Origin of the sequence: Paenibacillus sp. DCT19 (genome assembly GCF_003268635.1) — a bacterium.
GTDB lineage: Bacteria > Bacillota > Bacilli > Paenibacillales > Paenibacillaceae > Paenibacillus.
Window position 1 is genome coordinate 105,686 of record NZ_CP029639.1, and the last position, 15,667, is coordinate 121,352.

The 15,667-nt window shown below is 46.5% G+C and carries 14 protein-coding genes and 1 riboswitch; of the genes, 6 read left to right on the forward strand and 8 right to left on the reverse strand.

Annotated features, from left to right (window positions below; all coding sequences use genetic code 11):
- The first annotated feature begins 102 nt into the window (after nt 1-102).
- Nucleotides 103-2,442: an ATP-binding protein gene (locus DMB88_RS00485; RefSeq protein ID WP_128099797.1), complete on the forward strand. Its 2,340-nt coding sequence runs from the start codon at nt 103-105 to the stop codon at nt 2,440-2,442.
- Between the two features lie 18 nt (nt 2,443-2,460).
- Nucleotides 2,461-3,162: a 23S rRNA pseudouridine(2604) synthase RluF gene (rluF, locus tag DMB88_RS00490; protein WP_128099798.1), complete on the forward strand. Its 702-nt coding sequence runs from the start codon at nt 2,461-2,463 to the stop codon at nt 3,160-3,162.
- Between the two features lie 245 nt (nt 3,163-3,407).
- Here rluF and motB read toward each other — a convergent pair whose 3' ends face one another.
- On the reverse strand, nt 3,408-4,226 hold the full coding sequence (gene motB / locus DMB88_RS00495) for a flagellar motor protein MotB (protein ID WP_128099799.1): 819 nt from the start codon (nt 4,224-4,226) through the stop codon (nt 3,408-3,410).
- Complete coding sequence (gene motA, locus DMB88_RS00500; RefSeq protein WP_128104247.1) at nt 4,213-5,013, reverse strand: flagellar motor stator protein MotA; 801 nt, start codon at nt 5,011-5,013, stop codon at nt 4,213-4,215. Before motA ends, motB begins: the two co-directional genes overlap by 14 nt.
- A gap of 234 nt (nt 5,014-5,247) precedes the next feature.
- Here motA and DMB88_RS00505 point away from each other — a divergent pair, with 234 nt between their 5' ends.
- The 3 genes from DMB88_RS00505 to rbsK all read left to right on the forward strand — a co-directional run bounded on the left by DMB88_RS00505 (nt 5,248) and on the right by rbsK (nt 7,122).
- The gene (locus DMB88_RS00505; RefSeq protein ID WP_128099800.1) at nt 5,248-5,541 is read left to right on the forward strand and encodes a hypothetical protein; all 294 of its coding nucleotides are present in this window, start codon (nt 5,248-5,250) and stop codon (nt 5,539-5,541) included.
- 259 nt (nt 5,542-5,800) lie between these two features.
- Complete coding sequence (locus tag DMB88_RS00510; protein WP_128099801.1) at nt 5,801-6,097, forward strand: 4a-hydroxytetrahydrobiopterin dehydratase; 297 nt, start codon at nt 5,801-5,803, stop codon at nt 6,095-6,097.
- Nucleotides 6,098-6,138: 41 nt separating this feature from the next.
- Nucleotides 6,139-7,122: a ribokinase gene (gene rbsK / locus DMB88_RS00515; protein ID WP_128099802.1), complete on the forward strand. Its 984-nt coding sequence runs from the start codon at nt 6,139-6,141 to the stop codon at nt 7,120-7,122.
- Between the two features lie 78 nt (nt 7,123-7,200).
- Here rbsK and DMB88_RS00520 read toward each other — a convergent pair whose 3' ends face one another.
- The 5 genes from DMB88_RS00520 to DMB88_RS00540 all read right to left on the reverse strand — a co-directional run bounded on the left by DMB88_RS00520 (nt 7,201) and on the right by DMB88_RS00540 (nt 12,251).
- Nucleotides 7,201-7,557: a c-type cytochrome gene (locus DMB88_RS00520; protein ID WP_128099803.1), complete on the reverse strand. Its 357-nt coding sequence runs from the start codon at nt 7,555-7,557 to the stop codon at nt 7,201-7,203.
- Nucleotides 7,558-7,711: 154 nt separating this feature from the next.
- On the reverse strand, nt 7,712-8,203 hold the full coding sequence (locus tag DMB88_RS00525) for a GNAT family N-acetyltransferase (protein ID WP_128099804.1): 492 nt from the start codon (nt 8,201-8,203) through the stop codon (nt 7,712-7,714).
- Nucleotides 8,204-8,541: 338 nt separating this feature from the next.
- Entirely contained in the window at nt 8,542-9,012 is a 471-nt protein-coding gene (locus DMB88_RS00530) for a C40 family peptidase (RefSeq protein WP_128099805.1), read from the reverse strand.
- A 3-nt stretch (nt 9,013-9,015) separates the two neighbouring features.
- Nucleotides 9,016-9,153: riboswitch (cyclic di-AMP (ydaO/yuaA leader) on the reverse strand.
- Between the two features lie 253 nt (nt 9,154-9,406).
- Nucleotides 9,407-10,249 carry a carbamoyl transferase gene (locus tag DMB88_RS00535; protein WP_128099806.1) on the reverse strand — a complete coding sequence of 281 codons (843 nt, stop codon included), beginning with the start codon at nt 10,247-10,249 and terminating at the stop codon, nt 9,407-9,409.
- A 10-nt stretch (nt 10,250-10,259) separates the two neighbouring features.
- Nucleotides 10,260-12,251 (reverse strand): M1 family metallopeptidase, encoded by a 1,992-nt coding sequence (locus DMB88_RS00540; RefSeq protein ID WP_128099807.1) that lies wholly within the window; start codon nt 12,249-12,251, stop codon nt 10,260-10,262.
- Nucleotides 12,252-12,352: 101 nt separating this feature from the next.
- On the opposite strand from DMB88_RS00540, the gene DMB88_RS00545 reads away from it, so the two are divergent.
- Complete coding sequence (locus DMB88_RS00545) at nt 12,353-12,856, forward strand: YwhD family protein (protein ID WP_128099808.1); 504 nt, start codon at nt 12,353-12,355, stop codon at nt 12,854-12,856.
- Nucleotides 12,857-13,372: 516 nt separating this feature from the next.
- Here the strand turns inward: DMB88_RS00545 and DMB88_RS00550 are convergent.
- Nucleotides 13,373-15,451 (reverse strand): transglycosylase domain-containing protein, encoded by a 2,079-nt coding sequence (locus DMB88_RS00550; protein WP_128099809.1) that lies wholly within the window; start codon nt 15,449-15,451, stop codon nt 13,373-13,375.
- Between the last annotated feature and the right edge of the window lie 216 nt (nt 15,452-15,667).

A 15,667-nucleotide genomic window follows, 5' to 3' on the forward strand; every position in this document is an offset into this window, starting at 1 on the left:
CTATGGTCAATTATCCTTTTCAAAAACACATACAACCGTTATGATGGATATAGGTTTTGCCATATATCGCCAAAGGGCACAAGCCGAGAGGTGAACAAAAAGTTGTCTATAAAAACGAAATTATCCATGATTATGTCGTGCTCAGTGCTCGTTATTTTAGTATTGAATATTGCACTGAGTTACTATACTACAGAAGAAAACCTTAGACAGGACAGCGAGAACAAAATGGTGCTGACCGCTAAACAGATTGCGATTTCTGTCGAACAGAATCAGTATAGTTCAGAATATGTAAAACGCCAGATTGGTAGTAATCTGTGGCTTGCTTCGGTTATGACTGCAGAAGAACTAGATCCGGATATTAATAATATCACAAATGAAGACCTTGTACGTGTGAGCAAAAAGGTAGGCGTGTCCCATATATCGCTCATGGAACAGACCGAGGATGATATCATTGTAACCCGTTCTTCCGATCCGCGGGAGATTGGGCTTTCTACAAAATCCATGACGTATTGGTATCAGGCCTTCCAGCAATTGTTCGAAAAGCATCAGGTCACCATTCCCCAAGGGCAAGCGCTGGATCATTTCTGGTCAGATGGATTCGAATATTCGACATCCAGTCCATCAGATATTGATATATGGGGCTACTACCATGACGGGAAGAGGAACTACATAATCAATCCCTTCTATAATAATGCCGAAGTTGATGACTATGTGAAGATCTCTGGTCCAGATGAGATTTTGAACAAAATTCGTGAAGTTAATCCTTCCATTCTTGAGATTACAGGTATTAATCCTCTAACCTTTGGTAGTCCAAGTATGAACGATGACGGAAGAGATAGTAACTTTAGCAAGTTAAACAACAAACCCATCAGATTCGGAACATATCAATATGGCACAACGGAAGAGGATCACCGTGCAGTGGTGAAGGCTATTCGTACGGGACAGAACGTGTCTTTTGTCAGCGAAACACATGATCAAAAAGTGTTAAAGAGCTTTATTCCTATTTTTACTCCCAATCAATCGTCTTATGTAATCGGAATTGTCATGGACTATAAGCAGATATCTTCGATGGTGTCAGAGCAATTGGTCAGCCATGCTTCGATCTCCCTTGTATTACTTGAGATTGTGATCTTCGGCAGTTATCTGCTCGCAGGATATATCACGCGTCCGATTCAATTGATATTGGGCAAAGTAAATGATGTCGTTGATGGGCATTTCGATTTCCGTCTAAAAGTGAAGAGGAAGGATGAGCTCGGACAGCTCGCCAATCGAATTAATGCCATGATTCGCAATCTTGGTCATTATACGAATCGCCTTAAGCAGATGTATGAAGAGAACCGCGCAGTCAAAGAGCACCTGGAATCCATTATTAATCAGACTGCGGATGCGATTCATATTACGGACCTGGATGGAAATGTACTTCGGGTAAACCGTGCTTTTGAGCAGCTGTATGGCTGGCGTAGCCGTGAAGTAGAAGGGCGAACCTTGAAGATCATCCCTCCAGAGGCAGAAGAGGAACGACGTGAGCAGCATGCTCAATTAATTGAGGGCATGTCCATCACCTCTAATGAAACGACTTGGATGAAGAAGGACGGAACTCGTGTAGAAGTGAGTGTAAGTACTGCTCCGGTTCGAGACGAAGAGGGCGAAATTACAGCACTTATCAGTGTGTCGCGAGACATCACAAGTCGCAACCGGATGGAAGAGTTGCTCAGACGTTCTGAGAAGTTAACGACTGTAGGGCAATTGGCTGCCGGCGTTGCACACGAAATTCGGAACCCACTAACCACGTTGCGAGGGTTCCTTCAACTTCAACAGCAGACGAACAAACTCAATCATCGTCATCTGGACTTAATGCTGTCAGAACTAGACCGGATCAATCTCATCGTTGGTGAGTTTCTGATCTTGGCGAAGCCACAGGCGGTTCATTTTCAAGATCGGGATATCCGTTTTATCCTTGGAGATGTGATCTCACTGCTTGATAGCCAAGCGCATCTGCATGGTGTAGAATTTGTGCTAAGTGCCTCATCCGATTCGGCTATGGTACACTGTGAAGAGAACCAATTGAAGCAGGTATTTATTAACTTGCTCAAAAATGGTATGGAGGCGATGCCTAATGGAGGAAGCATTCGAATTCGTCTTCACCATGAGGAAGAGCTGAATCGCGTAAGGATTGAGATTAAGGACGAAGGAATTGGTATTCCTGAAGAGATGATGCCGAAGCTGGGCGAGCCGTTCTTTACCAACAAAGAGTCGGGAACAGGTCTTGGTCTGATGGTAAGTCAGCGCATTATTCAATCACATAAGGGCATGATGGATATTAGAAGCGTCATGAACAAGGGGACAACGGTTATTATTGATCTTCCAGCTTCGGATAAGTTGCCAGAGCAAGCAGAAGACAATAACGGCACGGAGCAGCCCCCTACAGACGAAGAGAATTAGATGAGGTGAGATGACCTTTTGCGTATTAATAAATTTATTAGTGAGACAGGTTACTGCTCCCGGCGTGAAGCGGACAAGCTGGTCGAGAGTGGGAAAGTAACAATTAATGGAATCAAGGCAGAGCTAGGCAGTCAGGCTGAAGAAGGCGATGATGTACGCATTAATGGACAGCCGATCCGTGAGAAAAGAAAACATGTGTACATCGCGCTGAACAAGCCGGTGGGTATCACCAGTACGACGGAACAACATATCCGGGGAAACATTGTGGATTTTGTAGGCCACACAGAGCGAATCTTCCCGATCGGTCGATTGGATAAAGATTCAGAAGGCCTGATTCTCATGACCAATGATGGAGATATCGTGAATCGGATTTTAAGAGCAGAGGGTCGCCATGAGAAGGAATATATCGTTACCGTGGATCGACCAGTAACTGCAAGCTTTCTGCAGGGTATGAGTACAGGGGTCAAAATTCTTGGTGAAATGACGCTTCCTTGCAAAGTAACTCGTATCTCGGATCGAATGTTCCGGATTATACTGACCGAAGGGAAGAACCGTCAGATTCGCCGGATGTGCAGTGCATTTGGTTATGAGGTTCGTAAGCTGAAAAGGATTCGTATCATGAACATTCATCTTGGAGAGCAAGGTACGGGTAAGTGGAGGGAGTTAACTGCGGCAGAGAAGGCAGAACTCGGTAGTCTGCTTGACTACTCATTAGAATAAATACGAGATCATATTGAAAGCACAATATGGCCAGCGTTCAGAAGTCCCTAAAAGGATACTGGACGCTGGCTTTCTTCATCTGCTAATAATAGCTGTATCGAAATTCAGCAATATGAATACCGATAAAAATAGTTTTAGAAAGATTCCGCAGCAGAGCAGGGCGTAAATAAAAGTGCCACTCCCCTCGTATAGAAGGAAAGTGGCACTTATCGTTTGTTCGGAAAACTTATGCTGTTGCAGGACTTCTAGTTAGCCGAATCAACGGCTTTTACAGACGTGTTGTTGCTTTGGTATTTCCGAATAATTGAAACCTCTACACGTCGATTCTGTGCTCGTCCAACATTCGTATCATTACTAGCAATTGGGTGGTATTCTCCGTATCCGCTAGGTGTGAACTTGGAAGGATCGAGCGCTGTATTAAGCAACAGAATTTTGAGGAAGTTGAGGGCACGATCAGCACTCAAATCCCAGTTATCCTTATATTGGTTGTTCGAAATGGGAATGTTATCGGTATGGCCCGATACAACCACTTCGTATTCCGGGAACTCCTGAAGCATGCTTGAGATCGCTTTGGCCAAGGAGCGCGATTCTGGTTTCACATCGGCTCGTCCAGAGGAGAACAAAGCGTTATCACTGATTGTGATCTTCAGTTCCGACTGATTTAACTTGGTGTTAAGCTGATCGGAAAGTCCATTTTTTGAAATATACTGATCCAGACGTTCCTTGAGCTTCTCCAGATCCTCTTGCTCTTTCTGAGCCATCTGAGCATCGGTAATCTGATTTGGTGTTTTTTTCGTAATCTCCTCAGGCTGTTCTTTCTTCTTACCCAAATCAGCACCCGGAGTTTCAGGATTCATGGAGCTATAATCAAGGACACCTGATCCACCATTCAATGCGCTGCTTAGTGCGGAAGCCATTTGCTCAAACTTAGTCGCATCAAGGGAACTCATGCCGAACAACACAATAAACAGAGCGAGCAACAAGGTCATCAAGTCGGAATAAGGGAGCAACCAACTCTCATCATTATGTTCTTCATGTGGTTCGTGCTTTTTAGCCTTTTTCACCTGATGATCCCTCCTTCTCTTCCAATTGTTTACGTTCGGAAGGTGTCAGGAATACGGATAACTTTTGGTTGATAGCAATGGTGGATACACCGGATTGTATGGATAACAATCCTTCAACCATCATCAGCTTGATCTCCATTTCTTGCTTGGACATCCGCTTCAGCTTGTTAGACATCGGGTGCCACAGTACATAACCTGTGAAGATACCCAAGAGGGTAGCGATGAATGCTGCTGCAATCGCTTGAGAGAGTTTAGCCATATCGCTAAGATCCGCAAGGGCTGCGATCAAACCAACTACGGCTCCGAGAACGCCAAGTGTTGGAGCATACATACCTGCTTGGGAGAAGATCAGTGCACCACTGCGGTGGCGTTCCTCTGTCGTGTGAATATTTTCCATTAGAACATCACTGACGAAGTCTTGATCGTTCCCGTCGATAATCATTCGCATGCCGCTGCGAAGGAACTGATCGTCAATCTCTTCAACTTTTGACTCAAGTGCAAGCAAACCTTCACGACGGGTAGTGGAAGCCCAGTCCATAAACGTGCCGATTAGGGATACGCGATCGACCAATTGTTGCTGTTTGAACAAAATTCCGAAGAGCTTCGGAATTCTCTTGATTTCTGACATAGGGAAGGCCATAAAAATACTTCCCGCGGTACCAACAAATATAATCATGTAGGCTGCTGGGTTGTTGACCAGATTAATTACGGGAGCATGCTTCAACATCATACCGAATACAAGTGAAGCGAGTCCCAAAACAAGTCCAATAATTGTTGAAATGTTCATCATACACCTCATCCATGAGATAAAATTGAATCCTTTCAAGCGGCTATATTCGGGCTTCCGGACGAACGTAGAGCCGCAATTCGTTTAAAGCTTGGCACTCTTTTGGATTGCCAAAACATTTAAAACGGTCATGTATAGTATTTATCGACCAATAGGCCTTTTTTTTTAAGGGTTATTTTCAGGTATAATAAGATGAAATCAGCTCCTTAGGGGCCGAATAGGAGTGAAAAGCCAATGGGCGTAAAGCATGGACGGGATTATGAAGGAATATTGACAGATTTAACACAGGCTCTCAGTCGCATACCGGATCGGTATGTTTTCTTTGAAATGGATTCGGAAGAATGGGGCAGATTAGGCGAGACGGAGCAGCTTGAAGTCGATGAGGCACTGGCAGAGGATCTGTTCTATGCGCTAGGTGAGGAATCGGTCATTCCAGTTGGTAGCGGGGTGGTCATCCATGATAAGGATCAGCATCGGATTCATATTTTGATTGGAGAAGAAGAACTCACCTTTGTACCGCTAATTTAGTTTGCACAGAAACGTTAATTCAGGGCCATATATCATGGGAGATAAACCCCTGAAATCCTTATGGTTATTGGCTCTACCGTCGTTTGATAGATTGGATTTTGAGGCTTGTCCATGGTAAGATGATAGTCGTGAAACGGCGAATCGCACTGCGGTGAACCAACCGTTTGGGGCTAATCGGTAGTGCCAAAGGTTTCGTTGGTAGCATAGATGGATACGGAAGTAGGGCGATGTTTCCATCGTATGGGGAGGAAGATAACGTATGGTTTTTTCGCAAGAGGAAGTCGAAGCTCATCTAGGAAGGCTTGAAGGCTGGGAACTAGAGGAGGGCCGATGGATTGTCCGCAAATTTGTATTCTCTAACTACATGAAAGGAATTGCATTTGTAGACGAGGTCGCTGCGATCTCGGAAGCATTCAATCATCATCCTTTCATTACAATTGATTATACGACAGTCACGCTGCGTCTCACGTCATGGGATGAAGGTGGCATTACATCTGTAGATATTAAGGAAGCTGAGCAATTTAACGAGACATTTGAGAAAATGAGGGCGGAATAACCAACTCGGTTAGGTTCGTCTGTTAGAAATGGGTGAACGGCATGTCAGACAACAATCAGAAACATCCGCTTATCGCTGTCGTTGGTAGCCTTAATATGGATCTTGTCGTCAAAACGGATACGATTCCAGAAGAGGGAGAAACGGTCAGTGGGGAAGAGCTGCACTATCTTGCTGGCGGCAAAGGGGCTAATCAGGCAGTGGCCTCCGCTCGTCTAGGTGGGCAGACAACGATGATTGGAGCTGTAGGCACAGATGTGTTTGGTGAACGCCTGCTTCATAGCTTGCATGAGAGCGGGGTAGATGCATCACAGGTTCGTGTCATGGATGATACAGCGACGGGTACGGCCTCGATCTGGCTCTCCAATGGAGATAACCGCATTATTGTTATCCCAGGGGCGAATGGGAAGGTAGTACCGGAGATGCTGGAAGAGGCGGATACGGTGAAAAGCCTGACTACAGCCGCAGCGGTGCTGCTGCAGCTAGAGATCCCGCTGCCAGCGGTCACCCGCGCCGCTACAATAGCGGCAGAAGGCAGCGCACTGGTGGTGCTCAACCCGGCTCCCGCGGTGCCGGGTCTGCCCCAGGAGCTCCTGCGGTGCGTTGACGTCGTCACGCCGAACCGCAGCGAGCTCGCCGTGCTTACCGGCCGGGATCATCTCCGGCCGGAAGACCTGGATGCGGCGGTCGCAGAGCTCGCCGCATCCCTCGGGGCCGCCGTCGTTACGACGCTCGGCCCCGAGGGGGCTGTGTACGCGGCAGCGCCTGATGGCCGCGTACAAGCAGGGCGTGCCGGCGCGAGCCGTGCGCCCGGCTACGCCGTAAGCGCCGTCGATACGACCGGCGCTGGCGACTGCTTCAACGGCGCGCTGGCGGTAGCCCTTGCGCGCGGCGAGACGCTTGACGCGGCAGTCAGCTTCGCTATGGGCGCGGCTGCGCTATCCGTGACGAAGCTGGGTGCCCAGTCCGGAATGCCGTCTGCAGATGAAGTAGAAGCATTTCTTGCGCAGCAGGCAACGAGCAACTGAGTACATCGTCAATGTGTGCAAATACAGAGAAGAGGCTGTTACCCCGGGTAAGGAGGTAATAGCCTCTTCGTTCATCATTTACTTTTTCTCGGCGAGCCACATCGCAATGTTGGCAATTTCTTCATCTTGCAGTCGATCCTTGAACGCAGGCATGCCGCCTTTACCTTTGACGATCGTGGAGTAGATCTTCTCGACGTCATCCTGACTTCCGATGTTCGCAAGAGCCGGGCCTACGCCCCCTTGAAGCTGATCCCCATGACAGGAGATACAATTGGCTTTTACCAGTGCTTCAGCCTGTCCGGCATCCATTGTGACTTCCGGCATAGTTGGTTTAGCTTCTTGTGCAACCTCTTCTTTTCCTGGAAGCGTAAACATTAAAATAATAGCTAACGCGCACGCTGCAAAAAATACCCCGCTCATGATCCATTTGTGCATCCCTTATGTCCCCTCCAGAATGAAAGATCATCTAACTGAAACTGTCCATATCATTATAACGGAACTATCCACGACATCATAGCATTTTGTGGTAATTTTTTGAAACTTATCATATGAAACCATGAATGTGCTTAACTCTTAATGATCCTGTAAGTTAACGAGCTCCTGCATACACCATACAATAAAAAGGCTGCAAACCGGTAGGGGTTTGGCGTTCGTATGTATCTTGGGTGATAAAACCGACCTTTTCATAAACCCGAATGGCTCGGGTATTCCAGGTGAGAACTTCTAAATCAATTTCGTTTGAAGGATTCCTTCGGATCGCTTCTTGTACAATCGCAGACACAAAATCCACGCCTTGTCCATGACCGCATCGTTCGGGATGCATACCCAGCCCAATTCGGGTAACACCCACAAGTGGAAAGAACTGTGCGAATCCACAAATCTCATCATGCTTGTCAAAAATGACAGCATATTGATCTTTCCGTAGCTGCACATCCCCAAATTCGACTTCAAGTGCCTTCATCTGCTCCCAAGGAAGCCAACTATAAATATTATAAGGCGGGTCGTAATGCCAACTGCATATCTGCTGTGCGTGTTCCTCTTCCATAGGTTTAACGTGAAACGTCACAGAAGCTTCGTCCATACTTCCTGCACGCTCCTCTCATTTGTAGGATAGGTACCTCTTCAAAACGGACAAGCTCCTGAAAGGTGATGGATCGATCCTACAGATCATGTGTAAATGTATAGATATTCCTAACGCTACTCTACAGAACGTGGTGTCGTTTTGGCAAGTCTTCGTAAAATAGAAAAAAATTGAAACAAAAGATTGGTTTATTACGTTTATATTACAATAGGATGGGTAAAAACATCTTAAGGGCACGGACGAGAAAGCACAAAAAAACCGCCGGAACCATTCCTGCGGAGAATGGATCGGGCGGTTCTGTTATGCTTGGTTACAGTATGATGTTGCTCAGCTTGTCCTTAGTCACGTGCGAGTGTTTCATATGCTTCCGTGCTCATAATACGTTTAGCGCCAACATAACGGTTAGCCCAGTAGTTTTCGCTCAATGCGCTGATCGTAACGCCTTTGGAAGAAGAAGAGTGTGCGAACTTACCTTCTCCAACGAAAATACCTACGTGTGAAATTCCACTGCCAGAAGTATTAAAGAATACCAGATCGCCAGGTCTCATTTCTGAACGGGACACAGAGTCACCCATTTCGAATTGGGAGCTTGATTGGCGAGCCAAATCAATGCCAAGCTTGTCGAATACATACCGTGTAAATCCAGAGCAGTCAAAGCCGTTAAGCGTTGTTCCTCCGCTTTTGTATGTAGTTCCCATTGCTGAGTCGATTACTTCATCCATTTTTGAATCTGCGAATGCGCTGCCAGCTCCAAGTGATAATGCAAATGTGAGGCTAAGTACAGCTGCGGTTAGTTTCTTCTTGAACAAGAGATATACCCCTTCCAATGCCTGCGAGGTTAGCTTAAGGATTCGGTTGAAGGTCCCCTATGATCCCTCTGTAGCAAGATCAATTCACCCATAACTGGTTCCCCCGCTTCCCAGGTGCTAGGAATTTGGCTATGCTAGTTGTGCACCTGTGAAATCAAGAAATGACGATTAAATTTTAAGTAGTTACAAATATGAAGGTAAAGATTACAAAGTTGTTACTAAAAACTCACTGCGATTATTGTAACAGAGGAACACTGCTTTGGCAACGTTTAGCAGTAAAATTAGCAAAAAAAACCTCGACCTTTGACGGGGAAAGGTTGAGGTTTGCTTTTGTGAAGCGCTATCATCGCGTTTATGTGACATGGAGATGGTAACAAATTTTAACCTGTTTGAATCAACCTCTAGTCGACTTGGACTGCCATAAGCGGAAATGGGCACATATCTTCCATAGAGACATGAGACAGCGAGCCAGCGGATACGTTTGCTGTAATATAAGGCCAGCGAGGCCTGTTAAGAACCATGATGCTGAAGTGAAGGCACCGAAGAGAAGCAGATGCAGCCCTCCCAGAAGCACAGCGATGCCAATTACAGACACGATATGACGAAGTGCGATCCATAGAGCGTATAATATACCGTGTGCCCGGTCTTCGCCATCTGGAGCTGATGCACCGAACTGCATGTATAACATTACATGGTGAATAATCCAGCCGTACACGATCCACAGGGCGACATATGGAATGCCAGGCAGTAACAGTTGTAATGAATGGAATCCATCCATTAGAATGGCGTACAGTTTTGGTACAAGCCAGTAGGCGGGTAACAGCATCAGCAACGTTCTTATGAAGTGCAACAGTAACATCGGTTTCCATAACACTTTGATGCCACGGACAAAAGGAGTTCGTTCCTCAGATTGATTAAAATGCTGTAATGAATACAACAGCCCTGCTTGGATGAGGGGAGTGATTAGCATGCGTAACAGTAGCATGGCTCCAAGAATCCATAGATACCGATGAACCTCAGGATGAGTAGAGAGACTCAGTTGGCTCTCCATTTTGAACAACAGCGTACTGAGCTCTCCAGCATCCGTGACAGGATACCGAAGCAGCAGCGGGACTACTGCGGACTGCACTAACCGATAGATAAAGTATCCCCATACTAATTGATAGATAAATAGTAGTGCGGCTATGAACATGTGCTGACGGACGAGAAACCAGCCTTCACGTATTTTTGCTTTCACTGTCTCCACCTCACCATGACAGACTTCCGAAAATAGCTTCTATAAGCTTGGTCGTGCTCAAACTCCAGCGGAATTTAGTTGGTTCGTCCAATTTGGCTTTTAGGAAATTGTCCATATGACGGTTCTCTAGTACCACGGTGTATAGAGGGTCGGTCATGGCCCAAGAAACCGGAGAAGTATAGGTAAGCTTATAGGTGACTCGATCCTCGTTTCCGTTCCACTCCTTGTTCACGATATGCCCATCCTCGAACACAATTCGTACAGGAACCTTCATATAATTGCTTCCCTTTTTCTGAATGGTCACAGAGGATTCATACACCTCTTGATCACCCTTCTGAATCGGAGTTACGCTGATTTTCTCTACAGCGAAGTTTGCCATCCCATCGCCATATACATATTGATCAAAGTACGTAGACCATGAAGTGCGAGTAACTTGTTCCACGACCTTTTGGAAATCTGCTGAAGTGGGATGTTTGAAACGGTACTTCTTCACATAGGTAGAGAGAATGCGTTCCATTGTTTTGGAGCCGACTTGTTGTTCGATACCGAGCAAGACAAGCTTACCTCGTGTATAGACATTTGCTGCATAATGGTTCTGTGAATCAAATTTCCATGCTTCCTGTGTCAGTGGGGCGGGAGACGTGATCAAGCCTGCTTGAACAGGTAAGTTAGGGATTAGGCCATATTCTTGCTCCATTAATTTATCCTCTGCATAAGAGGTGAATCCCTCGTCGAGCCAAGCCTCCTCGAATTCATTGCTGGCGAGCATACCATAGAAATACTGATGACCAATCTCATGCACGACGGTTCGTTCCAGATCATAACCGGGTGTCGTATCATCCGCCCCGAAGGCAGTCACCAACGTTGGGTATTCCATGCCGCCTGCACCATTTCCGGTTTTCGGAGGAACGACGATTGAGAGTGTGGAGTATGGATAAGTGCCAAACCATTTGCTGTAATTCGCCAAAGCTGCCTTGGCAGCATAGAAGTAACGTTCTTTTAGATCCTGGTGTGCTGGGTCAAGATACAGTTTGATCCTTACTCCAGGAACATTGGGTGCAGAGAAAGGCTCCTCGGCATAAACAAAATGAGGTGAGGCCGCCCATGCAAAATCATGGACATCGTCGGCATAGAATTGATAGATTTTTTCTTTATTCTTCACAACCGCTTGCTGTGTTGGAAATCCTGTTGCGGCTACCTTGTATGATTCCGGTACTCGAATGCGCACGCTATAGATACCGAAGTCGGCATAAAATTCGGAATTTCCGTGATATTGGTGCAGATTCCACCCCTCGGTTGTCCGGCCTCGTCTACCTGTAGGCTCATAAACGCTAATTTTGGGAAACCATTGCCCTGCCATTACAAAATCGTCTGCGGTTCCCATGCGTGCAAAAATTTTGGGTAGCTGTACTTCAAATCGAGTGTGCAGCGTTATGCTCTCCCCGCCCTTCACCGGTTTGGGCAATCGGATTTTGATCAGAGTTTTATCTTTTATATTGCCGTCATCCGGCTGTACGTATTGCATGCGATGTAACAGCGACAGACCGTCTTCTGTTTTCATCTCCGTGATCTTCATGGAGCCATAACCGTCTGAGGGCATAACATCCCCGCGAAGCTTCCCACCAGACTCCTTCATAAAGCTAGTGTCTGAAGAGGAGAAAGCATTGGGATACAAGTGGAAATAAAGCTCGTTAACCGTTTTTTTACCTGGATGAGTCCAGGTTAGTGTCTGTGTTCCCTGTAACACATTTCCGTCCACCAACTTCACATCGATGTGATATTCCACCACACGGTCGCTGAACACTTCAGCCGTCGGGGTCTGCACGCTTTCTGGAGGTGCGGAGGTTTGAGTTTTTGCTGGAGGCTTGCCCACTTCTGGGGCGAGCACAGGCAATTCGGATGTTATGGAGCGATTGTTAACCAGCGTAATCCACGCTCCTGCAATAAGCACACACAGGGCGAGGAATGCGGTGAGCCAACTCTTGGCGCGTCGTGGAATCATCGTTAAATACCTCCCGTTGACAAGCATCTACAGCATGTATATGTTTGCAATGGGACGAATATTAGTTAAAATATTTGTATCAACCCTTGGAGGCTATAAACATGGAACAAAACGAGCAAAACGGCAAAAAACAAATTGCCTTGAATATCGTTAGTGCAAAGAGCAAACACAAAGGTTTCGGTGCGGGTTCTATTGATCTGAATAACTTATCCCCGGTCATTATTGATCAAGGCGAAGCCAAGATTGATATTGGTGCGATGCACGCGAAGAGTAAAGTGGAGCGTGGCATCAAATTTTCGACCAATCGTGAGGATGTACCTAATGGACGCCAAGTATGGCTTGTTTGGGTAGCTGTAGATCGTACAGAGCAGGGACAGCTATATGGTGGTGCAACGGCTTGTGAGATGTGGATTGATACGGAGGCTAAGCGTGGATGGAAATTGCTTGCCGATCATGTGAATCGGATGGATTATGCATTGAAACGCCGCTTTATGTTGGATGATCTGGGTCCAGAAGAACGTGCAGCACTGAAGACACTTCTGATCTCACATAATGAAGAATGGTGGAATGCTTCACCGGATGTATTGAAGGATGCTTTGTCCTAGGCAGCCTAATTTGTTTCAGTACGTTTGATTAAACTAAATCATTAGATTAAAAAAGCCCCGTTACCTTTATAGAAGGAAATGTCACCTGTTTATTACAGGAGTCAGTCCTAACATCAGGTACGGGGCTTTTTGAATGTTGTTCAAGAGCGGCTTTCCTTTTGAAGTGTCTTATAGAGGATGTTCAAAAAGTCCGCTTTTGATTACGCAGGATGCCTAAAGGCATCATCAACGTCGGATATGGAATTCAGCCGAAATAAGTAGATGCTTACGAAGGTTGTTTCCTTCAGAAACAATGTAGTTGCTCACGTAGTTTTGCCTACGCTCCGCTACTCCATTTCTATCTTCATCCCATCTTCTCGGTACTGAAAACCGACCTTTTTGAACACGCACTTATACCACATTCACCGTGAGAACGAGCCGGACAGATACTCACTCAGCGGGGCTATTGATTGCAAAGATAGGGAGCCCTTCTGCTGAAAAGTGATGATGACGCAACTACGTCATTACGTGTTTGCGTCATTCCACCCACCAACGTTTGAAATCTCTCCACCATGAATGTTTTTCTTCCTGAAGACCCTGTTGCTGCTGCACCTCACGAGTCATATCATCACTTGTGGAGTCCGAGTCGTCTGAAGCGCTGCGACATACTTCCGTTGGCTCCGTTCCATCAATAAATACTTCAAGTCGTTTCTCTGGGCAACCATTCCCAGCCAGTTTACCGGATTCAGGATCAATGTAGACACTGACAACGTTGTCAGGCACCGAAAATATTTTGGGTGGAACACTTGCAAGTGCTTGTTCCGTAAACTGGGCGAACATAGGTGCCGCGCGGCGACCATCTGCGGTGGAGATCGCTTTGCCTTGATCATACCCGACCCAGACAGCGGTCGAGAGTTCAGGGGTGAATCCGACCAGCCAGGCGTCTGTATTGGTTGTTCCTGTTTTACCTGCAACAGGTCGCTTGATGGTTGCTGAGACACGATTCCCTGTTCCACCATTTTCAAACACACTCTCCATTAACCGAGTCAACACGTAAGCAGCCGCGGGCTCAACGACCGTTTCTGCTTTGGTCTGAGGTGCTTCATATAGAACACGACCTGCGGCGTCAGTCACTTGTAAAATAGCAACAGGCGGTGTGCGCTGACCACCTGCAGCAATGACTGAAAAGGCAGATGCCATCTCCAATGGGCTAACAGGTGAGGTGCCGAGTGCAAGGGAAGGGACAGCACTCATATTGCTTGTGATCCCCAAATTTTTGGCCATACTTACAACTTGCTCTGGCCCAATCTGCATGATCGTATTAACTGCATAGATGTTGTCGGATGCTGCGATCGCCTTTCTCAGATCGATTTCACCAAGGTACTTGTCACCAAAGTTTCCGGGTTTGTACGTCTTACGATCTTCGTCGTAGTGAAACAAGGTCGGCTCGCTGTTGAACATGGATGCACTCGTGAGCTGCTTAGACTCCAGTGCAGCCAAGTACATAATGGGTTTGAATGCTGAGCCTGGCTGGCGCGTCGTTGCCAGCACGTGGTTAATCTGATTGGTACGATAATTTTTGCCACCGACCATTGCTTTGATATAGCCTGTGCGAGGGTCAATGGAGACCAGCGCAGTTTCAAGCTCACTTGCAGCGTCCATACCCTTGGATACGGCATCTTCTGCAGCCTTTTGCACACGCAGATCAAGAGTGGTGTAGATATTTAATCCCCCATGATCGAGCATCGCTTCACTGATGCCTAGTTCCTTGATGGCTAGATTCCGGATATAGTCTCGGAAATAAGGAGCTTTTTCCACCGTTTTCCGTTCACTTTCCGGTCTGAATTGGAGCATTTCCTCGTAAGCCTTATCCGCTTGTTTCTGTGTAATCTCGCCGATATCCGCCATGGCATTTAATACAATCTTCTGTCGATCCTTGGCATTCTTCATGTGATTATATGGAGAATAATAGGTTGGGCCTTTCGGAATACCTGCAAGCATAGCGCTCTCAGCGAGATCCAGTTGTTTAGCGCTTTTGCCAAAATACATGCGTGAAGCAGCCTCGATACCGTAGGCTCCATGACCATAATAGATCTCATTCAGGTACATCTGTAGAATCTCGTCCTTGCTATATTTCATTTCGAGCTGAGCGGTGTACATGGCTTCTTTGGCTTTACGGGTCCATGTTTTCTCGTGAGACAGGTACAGATTACGTGCAAGTTGTTGTGTTAGCGTACTCGCTCCTTGGGACATCTGCATGTGCTCCAGGTTAACGAGTACAGCTCGTCCCATTCCTCGAACATCGAAGCCGTAATGCTCATAGAACTTGCGATCCTCTACAGCAAGTGTGGCATGAACGAGATCTGGCGAGATATCTTGCAGTTGAACAGGTACCGAGTCTTTGCCGCCAGCAGAGAAGGTTGCGATGATGTCGCCCTGGCTGTCCAATAATCTGGAATTGCGATCAGAGTCAGCTAGGGGCAAGCTAGTGGCATATAGATAGACGAGTCCGGCTGCTGTGGCAATCAGACCAAGTACAACCAGCAAAGAGATCCTTTTGACAAATTTCCATATACGGAACCCGCGTTTGCGGGTCTTTTGGCGTGTCTGATTCATGGAACGGGCTCCTTTCTTTTCTTTCCAGTATGGGATTAGAGTGGCAGGGATATTCACTGTGCTACATAACGGTTATTAAGTATCATATTGTGGGAAAACCGTTTTGCAGTATAAACGTCTATCGCGTATAATGCAAAAGGGTAATGAAAAGAACGAGTTCGGCACAATATACAGAAGACAACGGTAGGACGAACCACACTAAATGTCACTGATTCG